This window comes from Anabaenopsis sp. NIES-4685 (assembly GCF_059725405.1).
The window spans coordinates 654586-672569 of record NZ_AP043602.1; the positions used below are offsets into that span (position 1 = coordinate 654586).

Annotated in this window: 13 protein-coding genes and 2 pseudogenes (1 of these 15 running past the window's edge); 4 read left to right on the top strand and 11 right to left on the bottom strand. The window is 42.8% G+C overall.

Annotation, left to right across the window (positions count from 1 at the left end):
- From AC6IZ0_RS02885 to AC6IZ0_RS02910, 6 genes are all read right to left on the bottom strand, one after another.
- On the bottom strand, positions 1 to 885 hold the 5' portion of the coding sequence (locus AC6IZ0_RS02885; RefSeq protein WP_497725011.1) for a DUF4347 domain-containing protein. It extends 1707 nt beyond the left edge of the window; 885 of the gene's 2592 nt are visible here — the first part of the coding sequence; its start codon is at positions 883 to 885; the stop codon falls past the left edge of the window.
- Positions 886 to 1535: 650 nt separating this feature from the next.
- Entirely contained in the window at positions 1536 to 2372 is an 837-nt protein-coding gene (locus tag AC6IZ0_RS02890; RefSeq protein WP_497725013.1) for an Rpn family recombination-promoting nuclease/putative transposase, read from the bottom strand.
- Between the two features lie 83 nt (positions 2373 to 2455).
- Positions 2456 to 3274, bottom strand: coding sequence for an Rpn family recombination-promoting nuclease/putative transposase (locus AC6IZ0_RS02895; protein ID WP_497725014.1), 819 nt, complete (start codon positions 3272 to 3274; stop codon positions 2456 to 2458).
- Between the two features lie 83 nt (positions 3275 to 3357).
- Positions 3358 to 4203, bottom strand: coding sequence for an Rpn family recombination-promoting nuclease/putative transposase (locus tag AC6IZ0_RS02900; protein ID WP_497725015.1), 846 nt, complete (start codon positions 4201 to 4203; stop codon positions 3358 to 3360).
- Between the two features lie 83 nt (positions 4204 to 4286).
- Positions 4287 to 5168 (bottom strand): Rpn family recombination-promoting nuclease/putative transposase, encoded by an 882-nt coding sequence (locus AC6IZ0_RS02905; RefSeq protein ID WP_497725017.1) that lies wholly within the window; start codon positions 5166 to 5168, stop codon positions 4287 to 4289.
- Between the two features lie 83 nt (positions 5169 to 5251).
- On the bottom strand, positions 5252 to 6088 hold the full coding sequence (locus AC6IZ0_RS02910) for an Rpn family recombination-promoting nuclease/putative transposase (RefSeq protein ID WP_497725018.1): 837 nt from the start codon (positions 6086 to 6088) through the stop codon (positions 5252 to 5254).
- Positions 6089 to 6282: 194 nt separating this feature from the next.
- Here AC6IZ0_RS02910 and ilvB point away from each other — a divergent pair.
- Together ilvB and dacB are read left to right on the top strand one after the other, a co-directional pair.
- Positions 6283 to 8177: pseudogene (ilvB, locus tag AC6IZ0_RS02915) on the top strand (biosynthetic-type acetolactate synthase large subunit).
- Between the two features lie 140 nt (positions 8178 to 8317).
- A complete protein-coding gene (dacB, locus tag AC6IZ0_RS02920) occupies positions 8318 to 9781 on the top strand; it encodes a D-alanyl-D-alanine carboxypeptidase/D-alanyl-D-alanine endopeptidase (protein WP_497725020.1) in 1464 nt (487 codons plus the stop codon).
- On the opposite strand, the pseudogene tmk reads toward dacB, so the two are convergent.
- Together tmk and AC6IZ0_RS02930 are read right to left on the bottom strand one after the other, a co-directional pair.
- Positions 9778 to 10418 (bottom strand): annotated as a pseudogene (gene tmk, locus AC6IZ0_RS02925) (dTMP kinase). The gene dacB and the pseudogene tmk sit on opposite strands and share 4 nt — an antisense overlap.
- Positions 10419 to 11172: 754 nt before the next feature.
- The gene (locus AC6IZ0_RS02930) at positions 11173 to 12783 is read right to left on the bottom strand and encodes a S8 family serine peptidase (protein ID WP_497725022.1); all 1611 of its coding nucleotides are present in this window, start codon (positions 12781 to 12783) and stop codon (positions 11173 to 11175) included.
- Between the two features lie 204 nt (positions 12784 to 12987).
- Between AC6IZ0_RS02930 and rpe the strand changes: the two genes are divergently transcribed.
- Positions 12988 to 13695: a ribulose-phosphate 3-epimerase gene (gene rpe, locus AC6IZ0_RS02935; protein WP_271733423.1), complete on the top strand. Its 708-nt coding sequence runs from the start codon at positions 12988 to 12990 to the stop codon at positions 13693 to 13695.
- A 189-nt stretch (positions 13696 to 13884) separates the two neighbouring features.
- Here the strand turns inward: rpe and AC6IZ0_RS02940 are convergent, their stop codons facing one another.
- The 3 genes from AC6IZ0_RS02940 to AC6IZ0_RS02950 all read right to left on the bottom strand — a co-directional run bounded on the left by AC6IZ0_RS02940 (position 13885) and on the right by AC6IZ0_RS02950 (position 15688).
- On the bottom strand, positions 13885 to 14388 hold the full coding sequence (locus AC6IZ0_RS02940) for a hypothetical protein (protein ID WP_271733422.1): 504 nt from the start codon (positions 14386 to 14388) through the stop codon (positions 13885 to 13887).
- 28 nt (positions 14389 to 14416) lie between these two features.
- Entirely contained in the window at positions 14417 to 14854 is a 438-nt protein-coding gene (locus AC6IZ0_RS02945) for a hypothetical protein (RefSeq protein ID WP_271733421.1), read from the bottom strand.
- Between the two features lie 366 nt (positions 14855 to 15220).
- Positions 15221 to 15688 carry a hypothetical protein gene (locus AC6IZ0_RS02950; RefSeq protein WP_497725024.1) on the bottom strand — a complete coding sequence of 156 codons (468 nt, stop codon included), beginning with the start codon at positions 15686 to 15688 and terminating at the stop codon, positions 15221 to 15223.
- 248 nt (positions 15689 to 15936) lie between these two features.
- Here AC6IZ0_RS02950 and uvrB point away from each other — a divergent pair, with 248 nt between their 5' ends.
- A complete protein-coding gene (gene uvrB / locus AC6IZ0_RS02955) occupies positions 15937 to 17934 on the top strand; it encodes an excinuclease ABC subunit UvrB (RefSeq protein ID WP_497725026.1) in 1998 nt (665 codons plus the stop codon).
- Positions 17935 to 17984: the final 50 nt, after the last annotated feature.

A 17984-nucleotide genomic window follows, 5' to 3' on the forward strand; every position in this document is an offset into this window, starting at 1 on the left:
AGATACAGTTAATTTCCCCTCAACTGGTGCAAAAGTGACTTGTGATGGTCGTATCAAATCGTTATTATCCCATGCTTTATCCTTGTCTTCGATGGTTTGTAATTGTAATAAATACTGATAATCATTAATACTCTCCTGCCAGGGCAAACTAGACTCTATGGCTCCTGTCTGTACTTCCAGATGCCAATCACCACCCAACAGGGCATTACCAGTGAAATCATCAGAAGCCGCAACATCAGCCCCCGTCAAGTGAGCTAACTCCGCCACTAACTCAATGCCAATCCCCGCAGCCACATCACACCCATAAAGCAGTATATCTGCTGTTGGTGTTAAGGAGAGACTCCAATCCTGCAACTGAGACTGATACTGTGCCAAAGTAGCCTGTGTTAAGACAGTATTACCCAAACTGATGGAACCCTCAGCACCATGGGAAACAACATGAACCGCCTCAATGCCTTGACGTTGAGCCAAAACCGCACTCATTTGGGAGATACCATCTTGGGAACCGTCAAGGACAACAGTTTCTACATGATGACCTAATCCAGTCAAGAAACTTTGATAATCCGGCACTGCCTGATCCACAAAGATAATCTCTGTTTTGGGCAACCCAGTCAAACTATCCCCGCCCACACCCTCTTGAGGCACCAATCCTGTGAGTAAATCTCTGCCATCCTCTTGAGACGGAAAAGCATCCCAGTCGGGGAACTGAAAATCACTAGTTTCTACTAACTTAACTTCATCCATCCACTGCAATTCTGACCCCATGGGGCTGAGTTGTCCTGGGAAATTATCCTGCTGTGGCGAATAATCTGCACCAATAACGTCAGAACCAGGGAAAACATCGGCACTGTGCGGGAAGTCGGAATTAAAAGACTGATTATTCATGGTTTTACCCAAGAAGTTTGTATATTTTGGAAATATCACCAAATTAGGAGCTAATTACTATACGTTATAAAACTTAATGTATAACTTAATTGTTAACGTGAGTTGGACGGATAGGAAAGCGCAAAAAGCTAGCTATACATGAATTTGCTTCACTGGGCATCAGAAAACCGATCATTACGATTAATTAAAGCAATGTCAAAAAAAACACATAAAAATGCTAAATTGTTACCGTAGTCCATTTGACATCTACCCAAAAGATTTGCCTGCTCTACCCCGTACCATTTTTTAGTTCCATCCAACTCACGTTAATTCGGTTTTGACAACCGTGACCAAAGGAGTGGGATACAGAGTAACATCCTAGAAAGACGGCTTTCGTCTGTCATAGCTCTTGCTATTTAGCGTGCAGTACAGTAGAATGTAAAATAGTCGGCATAGGGCATCGGCACGACTTTAAATGGGCGAGGAGCGACTGTAACCCTACTTCGGTAGCAAGTTGCAGTGAACCCTCAAAAATCACCAACCTTCTAGGTCGGTGAGTATGCCAAATGTCCGATTATCAAAGGACATGGGTAATAGATGGCCTTTTGATTAACCGTGAGAATACATAAATGATGAAACCCCAAAATACCTCGTATTCTGGGGTTTATTTTCTACTTATTACCTAACCAGGACTGCAAATCTAACAAACTGGTAAAGTCTAATAAAGCCTCACCGAGATTTTCTAATTCTTCCAATGATAAATTTGCCAATTGTGCGCCTATATCTGGGGGTAGTTCTCCCACCCTGCGTGTAAGTTGACGTATAACTAAACGTCGTTCTCCTCGCTGTTCTCCTCGCAGTTCCCCTATTTGTTCCCCTTCTTCGAGAATTTCTTGGTAAATTACTGACTCCCGCATCATACCCTCCCGAAATAGTCTTCTAATTAAATCCTTCTTAAATTTTAACCCGGCTAAAATTTGGGTGTAAGCCGAAATTTCAGGGCGCTGAGTTGTCTCCAGTGCGTTAATTCGTGAGACAATTTCCGTCAGCAAGGTTTGGGGTTGGTTGGTCGCTGTTAATGGTGCTAGTGGTAACAATGCTGGGTCTTGGAGAAAGATTTCTGGGTTTTGTTCCCACATCCGAATCAGACGATATTCATGACGGGTAGTTTCCACGTTAAAGGCTGTAGTAATTTCGCCCTCATCTTGGGGAGGAAGCAGTAATACTACTACTTGTGTCACTGGTAAACGATACAAGCGATACAACCTTACCCAATAGTCTAACATTCGTAGTGGTAGGGGTGGTGTGGATTCTAATTTGGTTTGAAATTCTAAATGTAGAATCCTGCCTTGCAGTTGTAAAAAGGTGACATAATCGGCGCGGATGGGTTCTATGCTTAATTCGGTTTTGAGAATTGTGACATCCCCTTGCGGTGTCCCTAATACCCAACTGGCGAACCTTTGGGGGTGTTTTTCTGATAGTAGCTTGCAGAGATTGTCAAAGGACATGGGTAATATATGGTTGTTTGATTAACCATGAGGATACATAAGTGATGATACCCCAAAATACCGGTTATTTTGGGGTTTATTTTCTACTTATTACCTAACCAGGACTGCAAATCTAACAAACTGGTAAAGTCTAATAAAGCCTCACCGAGATTTTCTAATTCTTCCAATGATAAATTTGCCAATTGTGCGCCTATATCTGGGGGTAGTTCTCCCACCCTGCGTGTAAGTTGACGTACAACTAAACTTCGTTCTCGCTGTTCGCCTATTTGTTCTCCTTCTTCGAGAATTTCTTGGTAAATTACTGACTCCCGCATCATACCCTCCCGAAATAGTCTTCTAATTAAATCCTTCTTAAATTTTAACCCGGCTAAAATTTGGGTGTAAGCCGAAATTTCAGGGCGCTGGGTTGTCTCCAGTGCGTTAATTCGTGAGACAATTTCTGTCAGCAAGGTTTGGGGTTGGGTGGTCGCTGTTAATGGTGCTATTGGTAACAATGCAGGGTCTTGGAGGAAGATTTCTGGGTTTTGTTCCCACATCCGAATTAGACGATATTCATGACGGGTAGTTTCCACGTTAAAGGCTGTAGTGATTTCCCCCTCATCCAGGGGAGGAAGTAGTAATACTACCACTTGTGTCACTGGTAAACGATACAAGCGATACAACCTTACCCAATAGTCTAACATTCGTAGTGGTAGGGGTGGTGTGGATTCTAAGGTTTGAAATTCTAAATGTAGAATCCTGCCTTGCAGTTGTAAAAAGGTGACATAATCGGCGCGGATGGGTTCTATGCTTAATTCGGTTTTGAGAATTGTGACATCCCCTTGCGGTGTCCCTAATACCCAACTGGCGAACCTTTGGGGGTGTTTTTCTGATAGTAGCTTGCAGAGATTGTCAAAGGACATGGGTAATATATGGTTGTTTGATTAACCATGAGGATACATAAGTGATGATACCCCAAAATACCGGTTATTTTGGGGTTTATTTTCTACTTATTACCTAACCAGGACTGCAAATCTAACAAACTGGTAAAGTCTAATAAAGCCTCACCGAGATTTTCTAATTCTTCCAATGATAAATTTGCCAATTGTGCGCCTATATCCGGGGGTAATTCTCCCACCCTGCGTGTAAGTTGACGTATAAGTAAACGTCTTTCCCTTTGTTCTCCTTGCTGTTTCCCTCGCTGTTCCCCTATTTGTTCTCCTTCTTCGAGAATTTCTTGGTAAATTACTGACTCCCGCATCATACCCTCCCGAAATAGTCTTCTAATTAAATCCTTCTTAAATTTTAACCCGGCTAAAATTTGGGTGTAAGCAGAAATTTCAGGGCGCTGGGTTGTCTCCAGTGCGTTAATTCGTGAGACAATTTCTGTCAGCAAGGTTTGGGGTTGGGTGGTCGCTGTTAATGGTGCTAGTGGTAACAATGCAGGGTCTTGGAGAAAGATTTCTGGGTTTTGTTCCCACATCCGAATTAGACGATATTCATGACGGGTAGTTTCCACGTTAAAGGCTGTAGTGATTTCTCCCTCATCCAGGGGAGGAAGCAGTAATACTACCACTTGTGTCACTGGTAAACGATACAAGCGATACAACCTTACCCAATAGTCTAACATTCGTAGTGGTAGGGGTGGTGTGGATTCTAATTTGGTTTGAAATTCTAAATGTAGAATCCTGCCTTGCAGTTGTAAAAAGGTGACATAATCGGCGCGGATGGGTTCTATGCTTAATTCGGTTTTGAGAATTGTGACATCCCCTTGCGGTGTCCCTAATACCCAACTGGCGAACCTTTGGGGGTGTTTTTCTGATAGTAGCTTGCAGAGATTGTCAAAGGACATGGGTAATATATGGTTGTTTGATTAACCATGAGGATACATAAGTGATGATACCCCAAAATACCGGTTATTTTGGGGTTTATTTTCTACTTATTACCTAACCAGGACTGCAAATCTAACAAACTGGTAAAGTCTAATAAAGCCTCACCGAGATTTTCTAATTCTTCCAATGATAAATTTGCTAATTGTGCGCCTATATCTGGGGGTAATTCTCCCACCCTGCGAGTGAGTTGACGTACAAGTAAACGTCGTTCTCGCAGTTCCCCTTGCTGTTTCCCTCGCAGTTCCCCTATTTGTTCTCCTATTTGTTTCCCTCGCAGTTCGCCTATTTGTTCTCCTTGTTCGAGAATTTCTTGGTAAATTACTGACTCCCGCATCATACCCTCCCGAAATAGTCTTCTAATTAAATCCTTCTTAAATTTTAACCCGGCTAAAATTTGGGTGTAAGCCGAAATTTCAGGGCGCTGAGTTGTCTCCAGTGCGTTAATCCGTGAGACAATTTCCGTCAGCAAGGTTTGGGGTTGGTTGGTCGCTGTTAATGGTGCTAGTGGTAACAATGCAGGGTCTTGGAGAAAGATTTCTGGGTTTTGTTCCCACATCCGAATTAGACGATATTCATGACGGGTAGTTTCCACGTTAAAGGCTGTAGTGATTTCTCCCTCATCCAGGGGAGGAAGCAGTAATACTACTACTTGTGTCACTGGTAAACGATACAAGCGATACAACCTTACCCAATAGTCTAACATTCGCAGTGGTAGGGGTGGTGTGGATTCTAATTTGGTTTGAAATTCTAAATGTAGAATCCTGCCTTGCAGTTGTAAAAAGGTGACATAATCGGCGCGGATGGGTTCTATGCTTAATTCGGTTTTGAGAATTGTGACATCCCCTTGCGGTGTCCCTAATACCCAACTGGCGAACCTTTGGGGGTGTTTTTCTGATAGTAGCTTGCAGAGATTGTCAAAGGACATGGGTAATAAATGGTTGTTTGATTAACCATGAGGATACATAAGTGATGATACCCCAAAATACCAGGTATTCTGGGGTTTAGTTTCTACTTATTACCTAACCAGGACTGCAAATCTAACAAACTGGTAAAGTCTAATAAAGCCTCACCGAGATTTTCTAATTCTTCCAATGATAAATTTGCCAATTGTGCGCCTATATCTGGGGGTAATTCTCCCACCCTGCGAGTGAGTAGACGTATAACTAAACGTCGTTCTCCTCGCTGTTCTCCTCGCAGTTCCCCTATTTGTTCCCCTTCTTCGAGAATTTCTTGGTAAATTACTGACTCGCGCATCATACCCTCCCGAAATAGTCTTCTAATTAAATCCTTCTTAAATTTTAACCCGGCTAAAATTTGGGTGTAAGCCGAAATTTCAGGGCGCTGAGTTGTCTCCAGTGCGTTAATTCGTGAGACAATTTCCGTCAGCAAGGTTTGGGGTTGGTTGGTCGCTGTTAATGGTGCTAGTGGTAACAATGCAGGGTCTTGGAGAAAGATTTCTGGGTTTTGTTCCCACATCCGAATTAGACGATATTCATGACGGGTAGTTTCCACGTTAAAGGCTGTAGTGATTTCTCCCTCATCCAGGGGAGGAAGTAGTAATACTACCACTTGTGTCACTGGTAAACGATACAAGCGATACAACCTTACCCAATAGTCTAACATTCGTAGTGGTAGGGGTGGTGTGGATTCTAATTTGGTTTGAAATTCTAAATGTAGAATCCTGCCTTGCAGTTGTAAAAAGGTGACATAATCGGCGCGGATGGGTTCTATGCTTAATTCGGTTTTGAGAATTGTGACATCCCCTTGCGGTGTCCCTAATACCCAACTGGCGAACCTTTGGGGGTGTTTTTCTGATAGTAGCTTGCAGAGATTGTCAAAGGACATGGGTAATATATGGCTATGATATTTTATGATATTTTTAGTTAAAAGTGGTGTTCACCGGTGGTTTAATGTCAGGAATTCTTGCTATATGTCAAACTTTATCTTTTTCTGGACAGTTTAAATTCAAGTTTTACATTAAAATGGAATACTAAATACAGAATTTACGCGTTAACTTAGCTATCGTCTGAGGTTTGACCGTGACCGTGCGCTTGCCATCCTTAACTAGTCTCCCACAAACCGAAAATCACAATCAGTCTGGTCAATCGCCAGTCGTACGCGTCCAAGCGTGTAACTGGTGGTTTTGCACTGCTTGACAGTCTTTTGCGCCATGAAGTTGAATACATTTTTGGTTATCCTGGTGGGGCAATCCTCCCAATTTACGATGACCTTTACAAAGTAGAATCCACCGGTGCTATTAAGCACATTTTAGTACGACACGAACAAGGTGCCGCCCACGCTGCCGACGGCTATGCCCGTGCTACTGGAAAGGTGGGAGTATGCTTTGGCACTTCTGGACCTGGGGCAACGAATTTAGTCACAGGCATTGCTACAGCCTATATGGACTCGATTCCCATGATTGTAGTTACAGGACAAGTGCCACGGGCTGCTATTGGTACGGATGCATTTCAAGAAACCGATATTTATGGAATTACCCTACCAATAGTCAAACACTCCTATGTAGTGCGTGACCCGAAAAACATGGCGCGAATTGTGGCGGAAGCGTTCCACATCGCTAGCACGGGACGACCGGGTCCTGTTTTGATTGATGTGCCTAAAGATGTGGCTTTAGAAGAATGTGACTATGTACCAGTGGAACCGGGAAGTCTGAAATTACGCGGCTATCGTCCTACGGTTAAGGGGAATCCCAGACAAATCAACGCCGCAATTCAGTTAATTCGTAACAGTCACCGCCCTTTATTATATGTGGGTGGTGGGGCGATCGCATCTAACGCACACGCAGAAGTTAAGGAACTAGCCGAACTATTTAATATCCCGGTGACTACAACCTTAATGGGTATCGGTGCATTCGATGAACATCATCCCCTGTCTGTGGGAATGTTAGGGATGCACGGTACAGCTTACGCTAACTTTGCAGTGACAGATTGCGATTTATTAATCTGCGTTGGTGCTAGATTTGACGACCGTGTTACAGGTAAGTTGGATGAATTTGCTTCCCATGCCAAAGTAATTCACATCGACATCGACCCGGCAGAAGTAGGTAAAAATAGAGTCCCGGAAGTGCCAATCGTGGGGGATGTGCGCCATGTTTTGGTAGACCTGTTGCGTCGCTGTCAGGAAGGGGGAATCAAGCACATACCACATAAAAACCAAGAATGGTTAAATTTAATTAACCGTTGGCGACAAGACTACCCCTTACAAGTACCTCAGTATCCCGACAGCCTTTCTCCTCAAGAGGTAATTGTAGAAGTTGGTCGCCAAGCCCCCAACGCTTTTTACACTACAGATGTAGGTCAACATCAAATGTGGGCGGCGCAATTCCTCAAGAATGGACCCAGACGCTGGATTTCTAGCGCGGGTTTGGGAACCATGGGTTTTGGGGTCCCGGCGGCTATGGGTGCAAAGGTCGCATTTCCCGATGAAGAAGTTATCTGTATTAGTGGTGATGCTAGTTTCCAGATGTGTTTACAAGAACTGGGGACGCTAGCACAATATGGGATTAATGTCAAGACAGTTATTTTAAATAACGGTTGGGCAGGGAATGGTGCGCCAGTGGCAACAAGCCTTTTATGGTGAGCGCTACTCATGCTCTAATATGGAAGTAGGAATGCCGGATATTGAGTATTTGACCAAAGCCTATGGGATTAAGGGCATGGTAATTCGTAGTCGTGATCAATTAAAAGATGCGATCGCCGAAATGCTGGCACATGATGGCCCGGTGGTGGTTGATGTCCAAGTCACCAAAGATGAAAACTGCTACCCCATGGTAGCCCCTGGGAAAAGCAACGCTCAAATGATTGGTTTACCTATGCAACCAGCCAAAGCCAGAGTAGAACCAATTACTTGTAGCAATTGCGGGACAACAAATCACGCCGCTCATAAATTCTGCTCTGAATGTGGAACCAAATTATAAGGAGCAGGACTGCACTACAGAGGTTTGACCATCCACATAACCTAATATTAGGGGAAAGGGAAAATTAACGGTATTTATACGCAGAGGAACCAATCCTCTGCTTTTTTGTCACAGAAACTTAAGAATTACAAATTACATTTATGTCTAAAAAAATTACCATTGGCTTGCTGCTGTTATTTCTGAGTAGCCAAATTGCCATCACCCCCCAAACAGCGACAGCACAGATACAAGCACCAACCACACCCACCGGGAAAACAATTTGTTCTACCCAACTCCAGTCAGAGGTAGAAACCATAACCAACAGGCCTGAATTTAGCCGGGTGCGGTGGGGAATTATCGTGAAAAATATGGCTGATCAACAAACACTTTATCAGCGAGATGGTGAGAAATACTTTACCCCGGCCTCCAACACCAAATTACTGATAACAGCGGCCGCATTACAAGAGTTAGGTGGTAATTTTCGTATTCGTACCTCCGTTTATGAAGATGGGGAGGGTGTTTTGCGTGTCTTCGGTAGGGGAGACCCCAGTTTAAAGATTCCCCAGTTGCAGAAATTAGCCCAGCAGTTACGCCAGCAGGGTATTACTCAAGTCAACCAGTTGATTGCTGATGATAGTTATTTTCAAGGGGATATTGTCAATCCCAGTTGGGAATGGGAAGACTTAGCAGCTGATTATGGCGCACCAGTCAGCAGTTTAATTCTCAATCAAAATGCTTCTGTATTTCAAGTTTCGCCCCAAACCGTCGGTAAACCATTACAACTCAAGTGGAATGAACCAGCGGATGCATTTATGTGGCGAGTAGAAAATAATTCTGTGACTACTCAAAAAAATGAATCGGGATTTCTCAGAGTCAACCGCAGCTTACACGGTCCAGTATTGCACATTCAAGGACAGATGGCTGTAAATTCCACCCCTAACATCAGGGCGATCGCAGTTTTTAATCCCGTTGAGCATTTCCTGCGTCACTTCCGCCAGACTTTGGTTAAGGAAGGAATTTTTGTACAAGATATATCTCACGGTACTGGTAGTCAAAACCAAAAGGAACTAGCAGCAGTGGAGTCTCCCCCCTTGTCTGAACTATTAATAGAGACAAATGTCAATAGTAATAACTTGTATGCTGAAGCGTTACTCAGGTCTTTAGCAATTAAACAACCGGGAGAAAATCATCAAACTACGGCCGATGCAGGTTTAACAGTTGTCAAGAATAGTTTAACTCAGTTAGGAGTAGACCCTAGTAGTTATATACTAGTAGATGCTTCTGGATTATCGCGCAAAAACTTAATTAGTCCCCAAGCCTTGGTACAGACTTTACAGGCCATGGACAAATCACCACTAGCAGGAATATTTCGCGCTTCCCTACCTGTAGCGGGGGTGAGCGGTACTTTAAGAAATCGCCTGCGGGACACTCCCGCTGTGGGAATTGTCCAGGCAAAAACAGGTACAATGACTGGGGTGGTGTCTCTATCAGGATATGTGAATAGTCCGAATTATCAGCCTTTGGCTTTTAGTATTATTGTCAATCATTATGAACAACCGGCTAGAGTTGTCCGCCAATCCATAGATGAAATTGTCCTTTTATTAACACAGTTACAGCCTTGTTAAGTGCAATTTAACAGTTGCAGCCTTTGGCGTAATATTTTCTGAATTACTTGTTGCACTGCTTGTGGAGTTAAACTACCATCTACCCGGACAATTTCAGAGGGATAGAGTGCGGCTAAATCTGCGTATCCTTGCTGAACACGCTGATGAAAGGCTATTGTTTCTTGCTCAATGCGGTCTAGTCCCCCCGTTGCTGCTTGTTTACGAGCTAGTCCCACTTCCACATCAACATCTAGCCAGATGGTTAAGTCACTTACTAAACCATCTGTGGCAATATGGTTGAGTTGATTAATTAAGTTGATGTTTAAACCCCGACCATAACCTTGGTAGGTGGTGGTAGAGTGGGTGTAGCGATCGCACAGTATATATTTTCCTGCTGCTAGATGTGGTTTAAGTTCTTGTGCAACGTGTTGGGAGCGATCGGCGGCATATAATAATAATTCAGTTACCTGAGAGATGGGTAGATTTTCTGGGTTTTTGAGTAAAATCCGGCGCAGATGTAGGCCTAACTCGGTTCCCCCGGTTCACGAGTCATGAGTACAGGAATACCCAGACTCTCCAACCATTGGGCGCAAAGCTGCATCTGGCTAGTTTTGCCGCAGCCTTCTACTCCTTCAAATATAATTAATTTACCAGTCATAGTTTTTATATCAGTTTAAAATACTGGAGACCAAGGCTAACTGACAAGGGACCAGGAAAGTTTTGCCTAAATTTTTTACACACAAAAAGGCAACTGCTAGCAGTTGCCTTTTTGTCAAAGTTAATACCATTCGACTTGTTTGATACCTAACTAAAAGACTGCAATGCTACTGTAAGCCGAGCATTTCCAGGATTACTTGGAACAAACCTTGAGCGAATTGGTACCACTCCTTGCACTATATTAATAGTAACTCTTCTAGGATAAAATGCAACATTTTGTTGATAAAACTTTGTTAACCTCATCACCCACACCCCTGTCAATTAGAAGTGTGGTGGGGGGTATAACTGAGTCTACCCGCCCCGTAGAGCACTAGATACAGCAGATTTCATATAAGTGAGGTACAGTAGGGCGGGCAAGATGCCCACCCCACAAGATTTATGATATTAAGGTGTGTACTTGATTTACACATATCCCCGACTTCTGGACAAGTTATACAAGATTATGCCAATTATCTAAGAAGTCGGGGATCTTACTCGCGATCGCATAAAATTAACCGGGAGATTATTGAGTTACACAGATCCCCGACTTCTGGATAAGTTATACAAGATTATGCCAATTATTTAAGAAGTCCGAGAGCTTATTGAGTCACACAGATCCCCGACTTCTGGATAAGTTATATGAGATTATGCCAATTATGTAAGAAGTCGGGGATCTTACCCGCGATCGCATAAAATTACTAAAATTACAGGGTTCCCTATCTGCGGGGGTGAGATGTGGGAACAGTCCACCAAGCTAAAGCATAGGGTTGGGTGGCTTGATGGAACCGTTCACGAAAGTGGACACGGATTTTATAATTACCAGTAGTGGGGACTGGGCAAAAAATATGCTCTACACTGTCAATTTCACTGACTGAGGCGCAAATAACACCAGCATTGAGATTTTTTTCACCATCCCCTGGGATTAAATAGAGGTCAAGATTATTCAAACCGCGATCGCGAAAACTTTCACCCACATCATATTTATTGTTTTTATTAGTATCATTGAGTTCCACCAAGCGATTCCAACTCAGAGTAATACTCACAAAGCTGCTTTGTCTTAAAGGTCTTCCCAGTGGGTAATCAACAGTATCTCCCCCATCCACAGAGCCATAATCCCAACCAACAGCAGGTACTGTACTTGATGGTGGCCATTGACCGGCGCTAAATTGCTGATAAGCGCGAAAAGTATTTAAATGACCGGTTCCCATTTGAGGATCTAAAGGAATTTGAGGATCATCATAAGCGTCGGAATCCAGCCAATTTTGATTTTGTTTATCAATCAGAGTCCGAGTCATACCCAGATGTAAGCCATTACCCTGATCTTGAATTTTATCGGCTGAATTTAATAATACAGCTTTCATAACCTCGTGACGGCGAGCATCAATAGTCCAATTAGATTTTTTTGCGCGTATTTGTCGGTCACCCAATTCCTGCAACAAAGCTACACTAGCTGTTACCTGGGGAGCCGCAAAACTTGTACCTGTAACCTTATTTAACCTACCATCTGGATTCAAGATGGGAATATTGCTTCCCGGAGCTACCAAACCGATAGAAGCACGACCATCAATATTAAACTCCTTACCAGCTAACCGATTGCTAGATCCCTGGTTACCAGCTACCAGATTGGAAACATCAACCTTATTAAAAATACCCCTCCTGGCAGATGAAAAGGCAACGTTAATCCCATTAAAGTTATCTGTAGGAATAGAAATTCCTCCTCTGCCTTGATTACCGGCGATGGCATACAAAACATTATGAACACGACTAGACCAGTCAAGACATAAAGTTAGTAAGGCGTTACCATCTAAAACAGCATCAGGACGGGGATCACGGGCTAGAGGTTCACCAAAACTAAAATTAATAGCGCGGACATCCTGGCCATTTTGCTGGGCGATGTGTTGTGCTGTTAAGCACTGTTCTGGCTGTCCCATATTTCTAGTGGAACCCACCCCAGAAGAATATAATTGCGCCTGTGGCGCTACTCCTGGTAGAGCTTTGTCTTGACTAACCATTACCCCCGCAACATTGTAGGCGTGGGAGTCAACACCAGTGTTAGACTTCGCTGGGGAATCGCGTAAAAATACTCCTGCTAATGATACGGCAGAATTTTCAGACACGGCTTTATCCCAGCCAAATATACCAGGACGTCCAATTTCAACCTGACCAATAGCAATTTTGCGCCCAAGTAGATTATAAGGAGGTTTATGTAATTTCAGGGCATCAATGCCATGAGAGCTTAAAGTGCTTTGTAAAGCTGAAGCCAGTACAGGCGCACTCACAAAAGAAGCACTCAGTCCCCAAATCATCCACCTTAGTTTTCTGCCCATTGTTTAATACTGATTAACTTAATGCTGATTAACTCTTTGTGACTATTGAACCCAATAAACTTTTCTGAGCGTCCCTGTTTAGTAATTGTCGAATATATTATTTATAGTCCAGAATTCACAGCGTGGAACGAAATTAATCTATAAGCGTTTGGTCAAATTTTGTTAAAATGCTTACAGAAGAGAACGCTTTAAAACCCACGAACCATGACCCAAAAACCATCTCAAAAGCCCATTGTGATATCTCCATCCATCTTATCAGCCGATTTTAGTCGTCTGGGCGACGAAATTAGGGCTGTAGATGCTGCTGGCGCCGATTGGATTCATGTTGATGTCATGGACGGTCGCTTTGTACCTAACATTACCATAGGTCCTCTGGTTGTGGAGGCGATTCGCCCGGTAACAACCAAACCCCTGGATGTCCACTTGATGATTGTGGAACCGGAGAAATATGTGGAAGATTTTGCCAAAGCAGGGGCTGATATTATTTCTGTCCATTGTGAGCATAATGCTTCACCCCACCTGCACCGGACTTTGGGACAAATCAGAGAACTAGGGAAGCAAGCAGGAGTTGTACTGAACCCAGGAACGCCTCTAGAGCTAATTGAAAATGTTCTAGACCTGTGTGATTTGGTACTAATCATGAGCGTTAACCCCGGCTTTGGTGGTCAAAGCTTTATCCCCACTGTATTACCTAAAATTCGCAAATTGCGCCAAATTTGTGATGAACGTGGTCTTGACCCCTGGATTGAGGTAGATGGGGGACTGAAGGCTAATAATACTTGGCAAGTTTTGGAAGCGGGAGCCAATGCTATTGTGGCTGGTTCAGCTGTATTTAAAGCCAGTGATTACGCCGAAGCTGTGTCATCTATTCGTAACAGTAAGCGTCCTGAGCCACAATTGGCAAAGGTTTAACTTTACGTGATGTGAATTACATCTCCCGAATTGAATTTGGGAGATTTTATTGCCTTTTTCAGGCTCATGAAGTACACACCAATTCCCTATTCCCTATTCCCTATTCCCTGTTCCCTGTTCCGGTGTTCCCTGTTCCCTGTTCCCTCAAACTAAAAAAAATTGTACCTCACGAGCATGGTAAATGCTATATTATTTGCGACCACCCAACCACTTAGCCGCAGCAATACCAATGAGTCCGGCGACAATGGGATTACTAAGAAACTTCATAATAGCCGGTTGTTCGGCTAACACGTCGCGGAAAATATCAGGGTGGTTGTGATAGGCGAAGGATGCAATTTTACTCACATCATCAGCAGTCATGCGGTTGGGGTTACGAGTGGAAAGATTTAACTGTTGTTCTAACCGTTTGTCGTCTAAACCTCTAGATTTAAATTCTTTAAAAAACTCTCTAGCGACATCATCCCGTTCATTGGGTTTGATTTGGGCGATCGCCTGTTGTAATTCTGGCTCCATTTGGCTAGAAGGGATTGTTTGGGTATTGATAGACTTACCAAACAGCTGACGACGTTGGTTAGGTGTAGTCCGCTGGGCAAAATCATCAAAGTTATCATAGGAAACATCATCAAGAGATTCTACATTTCCTTCAGACAAATCTTTGAGAATTTGTTTTCTGTAATCTTCGCTACTTGTCACCTGACTTACTCCTGATTTAATGATTTAATTAGCTATACTGAATTTGATTGGTCGCCCTGTTATACTGTGTGGTCAAAATTAAACGCTTATCTGGGCCATAGACAAAAACAGTTAAGTTTTGATCGGGGAAGTTTTTCCGAAAACCTTGAACTAAAGATTTTGCTAAAGGTTGCACTTCCTGGGGTTTGACTTGAGGGGAAATAACTACACCAAGCTGATTATTATCTCTGACATAAGCATCCTGAATTAATCCCTGAGATGTTTGTACAACCCAGTCACCAAAACTTTGTCCAGTTGGGGTATTACCTCTTTCTAACTGTGCATAAGTTTGGTTACTACCAATAGGTGGGGTAGCAGTGCGGTCAGTTTCTGTGACAGTAGGGCCACCGCAAGCGGTAGTTATTGTTAACACTAAAACTAATATGAAAGCGATCGCAATTTTGCGACCCTGCTCCAGCAGATTCATTGTTTACCTCTAATAGTCAAATATTGACAAAGCAGCCGTGATTAGTGATTAATTAACTCCCTGGTATAATTCTCCCTCATAAAAATTGCTCTAGGTTCTATTTAAATTCCACTGAAATTACACTAAAAAAATCAACTAAAAATCATTGGGATTCGCCATGACACTGCCAAGTATTTTTAATTATCTTTATAATCTAGTTGCAGGTTTCGACTACCATCTTCTGCCATAGGTTATATTAGATATATGTATAAAAAGATTGAGGACAAAAGTAAGTTTATCCCTTAAGATTTTTCTAGATTAAAAAAACAAAAAAACCGGTTATCTCCAATAACCGGAAAGTGGTGTTAATTGCAATTAGTTTGAGAACTAATCTAGGAAACCCATGAGCACAGGGGCGTCATCAATCAGATTTGATGCTGTTGGACGATTACCAAAAGAAGTGTAATTATTGGCAATTACTAATGTACTTGCAGCAATGGGACGAATACCAGACAGGTTGATGGTGTCAACAACTTGAAATGTCTGAGCAGCGATGGGACGAATACCCATAATATTCACTGTATCAGCTATAGCCAATGTACTGATGCCAATAGGACGGATTCCAGAAATTTTAACTGTTCCAGCAATTTGTAGCTCACTGCTTCCTATGGGGCGTACTCCCGCAATAGCCAGTTTACCTTCGTCTTTGTGTGCTGGTACATCGGAGCCTTTTTCGACGTTATCCGTATTCAAATTATTATCCTGCTTGTTTTCAACTGCCACTGTCTTTTCTCCCTTAAGCTTGGTATCCTGTTGTTGAGCATCGGTTTCTTCCCCAGTGCTACTAATACTCATAAACGGATACCTCTAGTTTATTAACTGGATTTTACAATAATTAAGGAAAAATGATTTTTCCCTACTCATCAAGAGTGTAACCTGAAATAACCTAGTAATGATATTAGTATCTTTTAAAGTGATACATAAGTAAATTTAAATTGTGATTAAATTGTAAATTTTTGTAAAATAGTATTGCTATTTATTACTTTTATGTTCTCAGTTCAGCAGGGCATAAACAGTGCGGTTAACATCAGATATGGTATTTTATGACAGGATTTTGTCTTCAAGCTCCATTTATTCCCACAGGAGATCAACCACGGGCGATCGCCCAACTGAGCGCCAGTATTGCAGCTGGTAACCGTTACCAAACTTTACTAGGGGCTACAGGTACAGGTAAGACCTTTTCCATAGCCGCAGTGATTGAAAAAGTGGGTAAGCCCACCTTACTACTAGCCCATAATAAAACCCTGGCAGCACAACTGTGTAACGAATTGCGGGAATTTTTTCCTAATAACGCGGTGGAGTATTTTGTCAGCTACTACGATTATTACCAACCAGAGGCCTATATTCCCGTTACAGATACCTATATTGAAAAAACATCTTCGATTAATGATGAAATCGATATGTTGCGCCACTCCGCCACGCGATCGCTCTTTGAAAGGCGTGATGTAATTGTAGTGGCTTCCATTAGCTGTATCTACGGTTTAGGTATTCCCGCAGAATATCTGAAAGCTGCCATTCCCTTGCGCATAGGTATGGAAGTAAACCAGCGGCAAATTTTACGCGATTTAGCATCAGTACAGTATAGTCGTAACGATGTAGAAATGAGTCGGGGACGTTTTCGCGTCCGGGGGGATGTCTTAGAAATTGGCCCAGCCTATGAAGATAGAATTATTCGGGTAGAATTCTTTGGGGATGAAATCGACGCTATTAGATATATTGACCCGGTGACCGGTGAAATTATCCGCAGTTTAGAGACTGTGAATATTTACCCAGCGCGTCACTTTGTCACCCCAGAAGAACGCCTAGAAGCAGCTTGTGATGATATTGCGGCGGAGTTAAAGCAGCACAAAGCCGAATTAGAACAGGGGGGGAAACTCTTAGAAGCACAACGCATAGACCAGCGTACACGCTATGACCTGGAAATGTTGCAACAAGTAGGTTATTGTAACGGGGTTGAGAACTATTCGCGTCACTTAGCGGGAAGAAAGGCGGGGGAACCCCCAGAATGTTTAATTGATTATTTTCCTAAAGATTGGTTATTAGTCATAGATGAATCACACGTTACAGTACCACAACTTCGGGGTATGTATAACGGTGACCAAGCTAGGAAAAAAGTGTTAATTGACCATGGGTTTCGTCTTCCTAGTGCTGCTGATAACCGACCGTTACAAGCGGAAGAATTTTGGCAAAAAGTGAATCAATGTATTTTTGTTTCCGCCACCCCAGGAAATTGGGAGTTAGAAGTATCTCAGGGTCATATTGCTGAACAAGTAATTAGACCGACTGGGGTAGTTGATCCGGAAATTTTTGTACGCCCCACAGCAGGACAAGTTGATGATTTATTAGGGGAAATTAAAGAGAGGGTAGAACGCCAAGAAAGGGTGTTAATTACCACCTTAACTAAAAAAATGGCGGAGGATTTGACCGAGTATCTCCAGGAGCAAAGTATCCGGGTGCGCTATTTGCATTCAGAGATTAATTCTATTGAGCGGATAGAGATTTTACAAGATTTGCGCGGGGGTAATTTTGATGTTTTGGTGGGGGTAAACTTGCTGCGGGAAGGTTTGGATTTACCGGAGGTTTCCTTAGTTGCAATTATGGATGCTGATAAAGAGGGCTTTTTACGGGCTGAACGTTCTTTAATTCAAACTATTGGTAGAGCAGCGCGTCACGTCCGGGGACAGGCGATTTTATACGCTGACCGTCTCACAGATAGTATGGTTAAAGCCATTGATGAAACAGACAGGAGGCGGGGTATTCAAATTGCATATAACCAGATGCACGGTATTACACCCCAATCTATTGTTAAAAGGTCAAGTAATGCCATTTTATCATTTTTAGAAGTTTCTCGGCGGTTGAATGGTAATGATTTAAAAGTGGTAGATGAACATATAGATGAATTACCACTAGAACAGATTCCAGAGTTGATTGGGAAGTTAGAAGAACAGATGAAAGCAGCAGCCAAGAAATTGGAATTTGAACAGGCGGCAAAATTGCGCGATCGCATTAAACATTTACGGGATAAAATGCTGGGAAGTTAAGTTTTACTTATGGGTGAAGGCAAGACCCCGAAGACAAGGGGGGAAGTCAA

Bases quoted from the DNA above. Each gene is read 5' to 3' on its own strand.
- rpe (WP_271733423.1), top strand. From the start codon at position 12,988: ATGACCCAAAAACCATCTCAAAAGCCCATTGTGATATCTCCATCCATC.
- AC6IZ0_RS02945 (WP_271733421.1), bottom strand. From the start codon at position 14,854: ATGAATCTGCTGGAGCAGGGTCGCAAAATTGCGATCGCTTTCATATTA.
- AC6IZ0_RS02895 (WP_497725014.1), bottom strand. From the start codon at position 3,274: ATGTCCTTTGACAATCTCTGCAAGCTACTATCAGAAAAACACCCCCAA.
- AC6IZ0_RS02950 (WP_497725024.1), bottom strand. From the start codon at position 15,688: ATGAGTATTAGTAGCACTGGGGAAGAAACCGATGCTCAACAACAGGAT.
- AC6IZ0_RS02890 (WP_497725013.1), bottom strand. From the start codon at position 2,372: ATGTCCTTTGACAATCTCTGCAAGCTACTATCAGAAAAACACCCCCAA.
- AC6IZ0_RS02900 (WP_497725015.1), bottom strand. From the start codon at position 4,203: ATGTCCTTTGACAATCTCTGCAAGCTACTATCAGAAAAACACCCCCAA.
- AC6IZ0_RS02910 (WP_497725018.1), bottom strand. From the start codon at position 6,088: ATGTCCTTTGACAATCTCTGCAAGCTACTATCAGAAAAACACCCCCAA.
- dacB (WP_497725020.1), top strand. From the start codon at position 8,318: ATGTCTAAAAAAATTACCATTGGCTTGCTGCTGTTATTTCTGAGTAGC.
- AC6IZ0_RS02930 (WP_497725022.1), bottom strand. From the start codon at position 12,783: ATGGGCAGAAAACTAAGGTGGATGATTTGGGGACTGAGTGCTTCTTTT.
- uvrB (WP_497725026.1), top strand. From the start codon at position 15,937: ATGACAGGATTTTGTCTTCAAGCTCCATTTATTCCCACAGGAGATCAA.
- AC6IZ0_RS02905 (WP_497725017.1), bottom strand. From the start codon at position 5,168: ATGTCCTTTGACAATCTCTGCAAGCTACTATCAGAAAAACACCCCCAA.